The sequence below is a fragment of the Actinomadura sp. KC345 genome (genome assembly GCF_004348515.1).
GTDB lineage: Bacteria > Actinomycetota > Actinomycetes > Streptosporangiales > Streptosporangiaceae > Spirillospora.
Window position 1 is genome coordinate 1 of sequence record NZ_SMKH01000325.1, and the last position, 8,212, is coordinate 8,212.

An 8,212-nucleotide genomic window follows, 5' to 3' on the forward strand; every position below is an offset into this window, starting at 1 on the left:
GGCCAGGGATACGCCTCCGGGCTCTCGGGGGTGGCGAAGGACTTCGGCGTCAACGCCTGACGGCCGTCCGCGCGGGCGGGGCCGCGTGGACGCCCCCGTCCGCGTGGCCCTGCCCACGGTGCGACCGGTACGCCGCGGGCCGACGAGCTCAACTCTGCGGGCAGGCGGGTTTGCCGGTGCGGGCCGCTTTGGGCAGGTCGGGTGTGAAGGGTTTCCGCGGAGTCGGCTGGACGGTTCCCGCGGGGGGCGCCTCTGCCTCAAGGATCCTGTCCTCGCGGATCGAGGTGAAGAGCCGCCCGGCGTACGGCTGGTGCGGTGTCACCCGGTTGGGGTCGGGCGGATAGGCGGTGACCGGGACGGTGAGGAAGCCGAGCCCGTCGGCGGTCAGGTCGCGCATCCCTTGGGCGATCTTCACCATGGTGGCGAGGTCGAGGCCTTCGTCGGTGGTCAGCGACTTGCTGCCGGCCTCGGTGAGTTTGAGGACCTTCTGGGGGTCGGTGAGCGTCCCGGCGCTGAGGACCTTGTCGGCCAGGGCGGTCATGAACTGCTGCTGGCGCTTGATGCGCTGCAGGTCCGAGCCGTCCCCCAGGCCGTGCCGGTTGCGGACGTAGGCCAGTGCCGTTTCGCCCTTGATGACGTGGCGCCCCTTGCTCAGGTGGAGTTCGGAGTCCTTGTCGTGGACGTCTTCGGGCAGGCAGACCTCGACTCCGCCGACGGCGTCGGTGACGCTCTTGAAGCTGGTGAAGTCGACCTGCGCGAAGTGGTCGATCTTGATGCCGGTGAAGCGTTCGATGGTCTTGATCGTGCAGGATGCGCCGCCCAGCGTGAACGAGGTGTTCAGCATCGCCACGGGCGCGGCCGCCGATCGCGTCCCGTCCGGCCGGTCGCAGGAGGGGATCGCCACCATCAGGTCCCGGGGGAAGCTGATGCCGATCGCCCTTTTCCCGCCGGGGGACAGGTGCAGCAGGATCATGGTGTCCGAGCGCGGCGGGGTGCCGCGCATGCCGCGGCCGTACTCGGCGTTGGCCCCGTCCCGGCTGTCGGTGCCGAGCAGCAGGATGTTGAGGGCGCTGTTGAGTTTCTGGGGCCGTCCGGAGCCGATCAGGCCGTCGGTGTCCTCGTGGGTGATGTTGTGCTGCAGCTTCCAGTAAAAGCCGCCCGTGGTGAGCGCCGCGGCGATGAGCACTGCGCCGAGGCTCATCGCGATCCACCGCAGGACGCGTCCGCGGCGCCGCGGCGGGGGAGGATCCGGCTCGACCTCGTCGACGTAGTCGATGTAGGTCGGGTTGCTGCTCATCGGCTCCGACGACCTCGATCCGGTCCATGGTCTCCGCTGCCTGGCCCCCGCCGGAGTACAGATACTCTCAAACAGTCAAGCAACTGAGCAACTGTGCCGGGTGGGCCCCTCCGGCCGGTGACTTCTCACCGGGCCACTGGATGCGAGGGCTAGAGCCAGTGGCCGTAAAGCTTCTGGTAGAGCGTGCGCGCAGCGATCGACGCGAGGACGAAACCGGTCATGACCGCTGCGAGGAGGGGCAGCGCCGTCAGCGGCATCGGGCTCAGGTCCAGGACGCCGGCCAGCGGAGAGTACGGCAGGAGCAGCCCGGCCAGCGCGAGTACGGCGGCAGCGGCCCAGACGGGCCATGCCGCACGCGGGGCTCCTCGGCCCCGGCTGCGCAGCAGCAGCATCGCCACGCCCTGCGCGACGAGGTTCTCGGTGAACCAGCCGGTGTGGAACATCTGCTCCCACTGGTGTCCGCCCCCGGCGTCCAGCACCCACCAGAAGAGCCCGAACGCCGCCAGGTCGAACAGCGCGCCGACCGGCCCGATACAGACCACGAACCGGGCGAGGTCGCGGCGGTCGAACGTGCGCGGGCGGGCGATCTCCGAATCGTCGACCCGGTCGTGTACCAGGGCCAGCTGGGACAGGTCGAAGCACACGTTCTGGACGAGCACCTGTATGGGAAGCATGGGCAGCAGCGGGAGCATCGCGCTCGCCGCCAGCATCGACACCACGTTCCCGACGTTGGACGTCAGTGCGATCTTCAGGTACTTGACGGTGTTGGCGAAGGTGCGCCGGCCCGCCATGATGGCCTGCTCCAGGACGGCTAGGTCCTTGCGCACGACGATGACGTCGGCCGCGTCGCGGGCGATGTCGGCCGCGCCGGCGACGGTGATGCCGACGTCCGCGGCCCGGAGCGCGAGCGCGTCGTTCACGCCGTCGCCGAGATAGCCGACCGAGTGCCCGGCGTGCTGCAGTGCCCGGACGATCCGCGCCTTCTGCGGCGGCCCCACCCGCGCGAACACCGCGCCGGAGGCGGCGAGCCCGGCCAGTTCGGCGTCGTCCAGGACGGTGACGTCGCGGCCCAGCACGACGCGGGAGGCGGTGAGCCCGGCGTCGCGACAGATCCGCCGGGCGACCAGCGGATGGTCCCCGGTAATCATGACGAGCCGGATGCCCTGGTCGCGCAGCGCCCGGACGGCCGTGGCCGCCGCCGGGTCGAGCCGGTCGCGGAAGCCCACGAATCCGACCAGGGTGAGATCGCGTTCGTCGGCGGGGGTGAGGGGGCGGCCGGTCACGCGGGTCTGCGCCGTGGCGACGGCGAGCAGGCGGACTCCGTCGGCCGCCCACCGGTCCGCCAGGCCCAGCAGCCGGGCCCGTTCGCCGGCGTCGAGCGGGTCCTCGCGGCCGCCGGCCCGGACGTGGGAGCACAGGTTGATGACGTCCTCCACCGCCCCCTTGGTGACCAGGACCCCGCGCCGGCTACGCCGCGGCCGCGGCTCCGCGACGTCGAGCAGGACACTCGCCCGGCGGCGGGTGGAGTCGAAGGGGAGGGCGCCGGCGCCGCGTCCGGTGTCCGGATCGTCCGGGGCGTCGGCGAGAAGGGCCTCGTCGATCGCGTCTCCGACGAGCGCGCCGCTCAGCTCGACCGACCAGTGCGCGTTCGCCCGCGCCCAGCGCAGCACCTCGTCGTCGGTGCGTCCGAGCGGGTCGAGGTGGCAGGCGAGCGACACCCGCTCCTCGGTCAGTGTGCCGGTCTTGTCGACGCACAGCGTGTCCATCGCACCCAGGTTGTGCATCGCGGCCAGCTGTTTGACGATGACCTCCCGTCGCGCCAGCCCCTTCGCGCCGCGGACGAGAAGGGTCGTCACCACCAGCGGGAGCATCTCGGGGGTGACGGCCACCGCGACCGCGATCGCTAGCAGCAGCGCCCGCGACCAGTCGCCGTGCAGCGTGCCGCTGACGGCCAGCACCACCGGCAGCGCGGCCAGCATCGCCGCCACCAGCGCCCAGGACACCGTCCGCACGCCGCGGTCGAACCTGGTTTCCGGTGGCCCGGCCGGCAGGTCCCGGTCCAGGGCGCCGAAGCAGGTGGCGGCGCCGGTGGCCATCGCCACGGCGGTGCCCGTGCCGCTGACCACCGTGGTGCCCATGAAGCACAGCCGGGGGTGGTCGAACAGGTCGTTCTCGTCATGGTGGTCGGGGACCTCGGTCCAGGCCGCGTGCTTGCCCGCCGGGAGCGACTCGCCGGTCAACGGCGCCTGGTTGATCATCAGGTCGGAGGAGGTGAGGAGTCGCAGATCGGCCGGGACGACGTCGCCGGGGCCGAGCAGGACCAGGTCGCCGGGCGCCACCTGGTCCGTGGGCACCTCCCGGGCGAGCGGTTCGGCGTGCCGGTCGGCGCGGCGCAGGACGGTCGCCGTCGTGGTCACCATGGCCCGCAGGCCGGCGGCCGCCCGGTCCGACCGGCGCTCCTGGCGGTAGCGCAACGTCCCGCTGACCACGGCCAGGACGCTGATGAGCGCGGCGCCGCGGGCGTCGCCGGCCAGTCCCGAGATCAGGCTCAGCGTGATCAGCACGACGACGAACGGGGCCCCCGCCGCGCGTCGCAAGAGTCCCGTGCCGGTGCGCCTGCCTAGCCGGCCGTCCCCGTCGAGCAGGAGGAGCCGCTGCTGCGCCTCGTCCTCGTCCAGACCTCGTGGCGTTGTCTCCCAGCGCCGCAGCACGGCCAGCGGCGGCTGGTCCCCGTGCTCGGCCAGGCGAGCTTGGGCGGCGCTGGCCGCCGCGCCCCCGAACGGCGACGGCGGCTCCGCCGGACCGCCCGAAGGGTGCCGCTCCGGAAGCGCGGCGTCAGGCGCCCAGGCCACGGGCGCGCCGGGGGCCGTCGGCGAAGGCGCCCTCACCTGCTCCGGGTGCGCCTGCTCCGGGTGCGCCGCGCAGATGGGCGACCATCTGCCGGACGATCGTGGCCACGTGCGGATCGTCGACCACGTAGAACTGGTGCCGGCCCTCGCGCCGGGCCCGGACGAGTCCCGCGAGTTTCAGCTTGGTGAGGTGCTGGCTGACCGCCGAGACCGTGCCGCCGACCTGCTCGGCCAGCGAGCCGACGTCCCGTTCCCCATGGGTGAGCACCCACACGATGTGCAGCCGCATGGTCGCCGCCAGCATCCCGAACCGGCCCGCCGCCTCCTGCAGCAATGCAGGCGGCAACGCCAGGTCGTCCTCGTTTCCCGCCATGGCCTCCGCTCCGCTCCCGCCCGGCGTCCATCGGACGAGGGCGATCGCCACAGTGTCGCACCTGATCGAGCCGCAACGCCGATACGCCACCTCCCCTGGAACCGGTTCACTCCTGGAGCCGGTTCTGCCGTGCTCGCTACGACGATTGCTCACTTGCGCGAGTCTTTGAGAGTATGCCTCCGGTGGTCGCGTGGGCGGATCCGCCGTCCCGGCTGACGCCGGTCGTTCCTCGGGGAGGGCAAAGGGTGATCGGGTGAGGTGGCCCAGCGGCCGCGGGGTCAGGCGGCGCGACCGGCTCCAGTACTGGTTCGACACCACGATGTCGCGGGGCACGACGGCGCTGATCGGCTGGCTGGGGCTGGCCTCCGCGGCGCTGGTCGTGGTCGTGGCCTCGCTGGCGATCGTGATCGCGCCGCGCGACGCCGGCGACAACGGCCACTGGGCGGGCGTGCTGTGGCGCAGCCTGCTGCGCACGCTCGACGCCGGGACCATGGGCGACGACGAGGGCACCGGCCCCTATCTCGCGCTGATGCTGACCTCGACGATCGGCGGAATCTTCATCGTCAGCGCGCTGATCGGCGTGCTCACCACCGGGCTGGAGAACCGGATCACCGAGTTGCGCAAGGGCCGCTCCCGCATTGTCGAGCACGACCACACGGTGCTGCTGGGCTGGTCGGAGCAGGTCTTCACCGTGGTCGCCGAGCTGGTCGAGGCCAACCTGAGCGAGCGCCGGTCCTGTGTGGCGATCCTGGCCGACCGCGACAAGGTGGAGATGGAGGACGCCATCCGCGCCCGGGTCGGCGACACCGGCCGCACCCGGGTGGTCTGCCGTCGCGGCAACCCGCTGAAGGTCGCGGACCTGAGACTGGTCAGCCCGGACACCGCCCGCTCCATCATGGTGGTCTCGCCGCCGGTCGCCGACCCGGACACACATGTGGTCAAGGTCCTGCTGTCGCTCGGCGCGCGGTCCTGGACAGGCCGCCGCCCGCATGTGGTCGGCGCGGTGCAGAGCAGCGCCAGCCTCGCCGCGGCGCGGCTGGCCGGCGGCCCGCTTGCCCGCGTCATCGACGCCGACGACATCGCCATCCGCCTCATCGTCCAGTCGCACCGCCAGTCCGGTCTGTCCACCGTCTACACCGACCTGCTGGACTTCGAAGGACACGAGTTCTACATCCGCCCCGAACCGTCCCTGGCCGGCCTCACCTACGGCCAGGCACTGGACGCCTACGAGCTGGGCATCCCCGTCGGCCTCTGGCACACCGGCGGCACGGTCTCGATGAACCCGCCCATGGACACCGTCATCGCCGGCGGCGACGAGATCGTCCTGCTCGCCGAAGACGACCTGCTCATACGTCTCGCCGGCACCGCCCGGCCGCCTGTCGTCGACCAGGCGATCACCACCGCCGCGCCGCAGCCGCGCCGCCCCGAACGGACCCTGCTCATCGGCTGGAACCACCGCGCCCCCAAGATCATCGACCTGCTCGACGACTACGTCGAACCGGGCTCCGCACTGGACATCGCCGCCCCGTGCGAGGACCCGCGCGGCGCGCTGCCGCCGCTCGCCAGGCTCACCATCGGGCACACGCCCTGCGACACCACCGACCGCGCTCAGCTGGAATCCCTCGACGTCGGCTCGTACAAGCACGTCATCGTCCTGTCCGACGAAGACCGGGATCCCGAGCATGCCGACGCCCGCACCCTGGTCACCCTGCTGCACCTGCGCGACATGGAAGACAGGATCGGCGATCCCTACTCGATCGTCAGCGAGATCCACGACGACGCCAACCGTGAGATCGCGCAGGTCACCAAGGCCGACGACTTCGTGGTCAGCGACAAGCTCATCAGCCTTATGCTCACGCAGCTCAGCGAGAACCGGCACCTGTTCCACGTCTTCGCCGACCTGCTCGACCCCACCGGCTCGGAGATCTACCTCAAACCCGCCTCTGACTACCTCAGGCCCGGCTCCACCGCCAACTTCGCCACCGTCATGGAGGCGGCCCGCCGCCGCGGCGAGACCGCGCTCGGCTACCGTCACCGTGCGTCCTTCCACACCCCGCCCTCCTACGGCGTGGTCCTCAACCCCGACAAGGCCGCGCCGCTCACCCTCTCCGCCGACGACCGGGTCATCGTCCTTGCCGAGAAATGACTCGTCCCCTGGCGAACCGGCCGTCATCCTGAAGTCGAAGCCGCACACATCGAGCGCACGTGAGGAGCGCGGGTCACGATGATGGGCGACCAGAGGTTGCTACGGCTGGGGGCGCAGACGGCCGAGGTCGATGCGCTGTACGCCCACGTGCTGGAGGCGACCTACCCGCGTGCGGAACGGCGCCGCCTGGCCGCGCTGGCCGAAGCGGCGGCCGGGCTCGCCGAGACGGCCCGGACCGCAGCCCGCGGCGGTCGGAGCTCCGCGAGCCGGACCCGGCTGGAACGCCGGATCATCCACGCCCGCCGCACCACGCAACGGATCATCACGCGTTCCACGAGGGGCCCACGCTGACCGCCGGCCGTCGCACGTGGCTCACCCTCTCCTGCCGAGCCCTCACTCCGACTCGTCGGCGCCGCGCATCACCGCAGTGCGACGCTACCCGCGGTGCAGTGTCCGCCCAGCGACCCAACGGCCGGGCTGTGACGGCCGACGATGGTGGGGCCATAAACGGACACCGCCAGGGTGAGTTCTCTCCGCCTGGCGAGGAGATGGTCGATCCCCGACACATCTGCTACACGTGTAGTAGATAATCGTCGGTAGGCCCACATATCCGGTGGGGCGGGGTGTGTCGGGGGTGAGGGCGTGGCGATCGCCGCGAGCCTTCCGAGCGCACGATCGAGCCACAACAGAAGAGAGGAATCATGGTGTTCAAGCGGCTGCTTGGTGCATTCGGGGTCGGCGGGCCATCGGTGGAGACCGTGCTGGCGGCCTCGCACGGTCGGCCGGGCGAGCACCTGTCAGGTGAGGTCAGGGTCCAGGGCGGAGACCATGACGTGCACATCCATCAGGTGCTGCTGAGCCTGCTCACTCACGTCGAGCACGAGCACGGCGACCATGAGGGCGGTGGCGGCATGGAGTTCCACCGGGACGTGATCACTGGGCCGTTCCACCTGGAGGCCGGGCAGCACCACGCGATCGCCTTCCAACTGCCATTGCCGTGGGAACTGCCGGTGACCGAGGTGTACGGGCAGCACCTGCACGGCATGACCATGGGCGTGCGCACGGAACTGGAGGTCGCCGGGGCGGTGGACGCCGGGGACCTGGATCCGATCTCGGTGAGCCCCCTGCCGTCCCAGCAGCGTGTCCTGGACGCGTTCGGCGCACTGGGGTTCCAGTTCAAGAGCGCCGACGTCGAACACGGCCACATCGCCGGAGTGCACCAGGAACTGCCGTTCTACCAGGAAATCGAGTTCTATGCGCCGCCGCACCACCACGGGCGGATCAACGAGGTCGAGCTGACTTTCGTGGCGAGCCCCCACGGCTTGGCCGTCGTGCTGGAGGCCGACCGGCGGGAGAACGCCTTCTCCGAAGGCGATGACGTCTTCGGCCGCTTCCACGTCTCACACCAGGAGGCGCTGCACATGGCGTGGGAGCACGAACTGGAGACCTGGCTGCAAGCCGTGGCCGGGCACCTGCACGGCGGAGACGGGCACGTCGAGCACGGCCACTACGGCGCCCATCACGGTGGACACGGGCTGGGGTGGGGT

General features: G+C 71.2%; 6 protein-coding genes. 3 read left to right on the plus strand and 3 right to left on the minus strand.

Going from position 1 to position 8,212, the window contains the following annotated elements:
* Positions 1 to 148: 148 nt before the first annotated feature.
* From E1281_RS33955 to E1281_RS33965, 3 genes are all read right to left on the minus strand, one after another.
* On the minus strand, positions 149 to 1,297 hold the full coding sequence (locus E1281_RS33955; RefSeq protein WP_131883807.1) for an LCP family protein: 1,149 nt from the start codon (positions 1,295 to 1,297) through the stop codon (positions 149 to 151).
* 149 nt (positions 1,298 to 1,446) lie between these two features.
* Positions 1,447 to 4,149: a magnesium-translocating P-type ATPase gene (gene mgtA / locus E1281_RS33960; RefSeq protein WP_165959223.1), complete on the minus strand. Its 2,703-nt coding sequence runs from the start codon at positions 4,147 to 4,149 to the stop codon at positions 1,447 to 1,449.
* Positions 4,133 to 4,570, minus strand: a complete 438-nt coding sequence (locus tag E1281_RS33965; RefSeq protein ID WP_243717689.1) for a metalloregulator ArsR/SmtB family transcription factor — start codon at positions 4,568 to 4,570, stop codon at positions 4,133 to 4,135. Before E1281_RS33965 ends, mgtA begins: the two co-directional genes overlap by 17 nt.
* 202 nt (positions 4,571 to 4,772) lie before the next feature.
* Here E1281_RS33965 and E1281_RS33970 point away from each other — a divergent pair, with 202 nt between their 5' ends.
* The 3 genes from E1281_RS33970 to E1281_RS33980 all read left to right on the plus strand — a co-directional run.
* The gene (locus E1281_RS33970) at positions 4,773 to 6,665 is read left to right on the plus strand and encodes a potassium transporter TrkA (RefSeq protein ID WP_347813328.1); all 1,893 of its coding nucleotides are present in this window, start codon (positions 4,773 to 4,775) and stop codon (positions 6,663 to 6,665) included.
* A 78-nt stretch (positions 6,666 to 6,743) separates the two neighbouring features.
* Positions 6,744 to 7,016 carry a hypothetical protein gene (locus tag E1281_RS33975; protein ID WP_131883809.1) on the plus strand — a complete coding sequence of 91 codons (273 nt, stop codon included), beginning with the start codon at positions 6,744 to 6,746 and terminating at the stop codon, positions 7,014 to 7,016.
* Positions 7,017 to 7,366: 350 nt separating this feature from the next.
* A partial coding sequence (locus E1281_RS33980) for a sporulation protein (protein ID WP_131883810.1) occupies positions 7,367 to 8,212 on the plus strand: 846 nt, incomplete at its 3' end.

Bases quoted from the DNA above. Each gene is read 5' to 3' on its own strand.
- E1281_RS33955 (WP_131883807.1), bottom strand. From the start codon at position 1,297: ATGAGCAGCAACCCGACCTACATCGACTACGTCGACGAGGTCGAGCCG.
- E1281_RS33975 (WP_131883809.1), top strand. From the start codon at position 6,744: ATGATGGGCGACCAGAGGTTGCTACGGCTGGGGGCGCAGACGGCCGAG.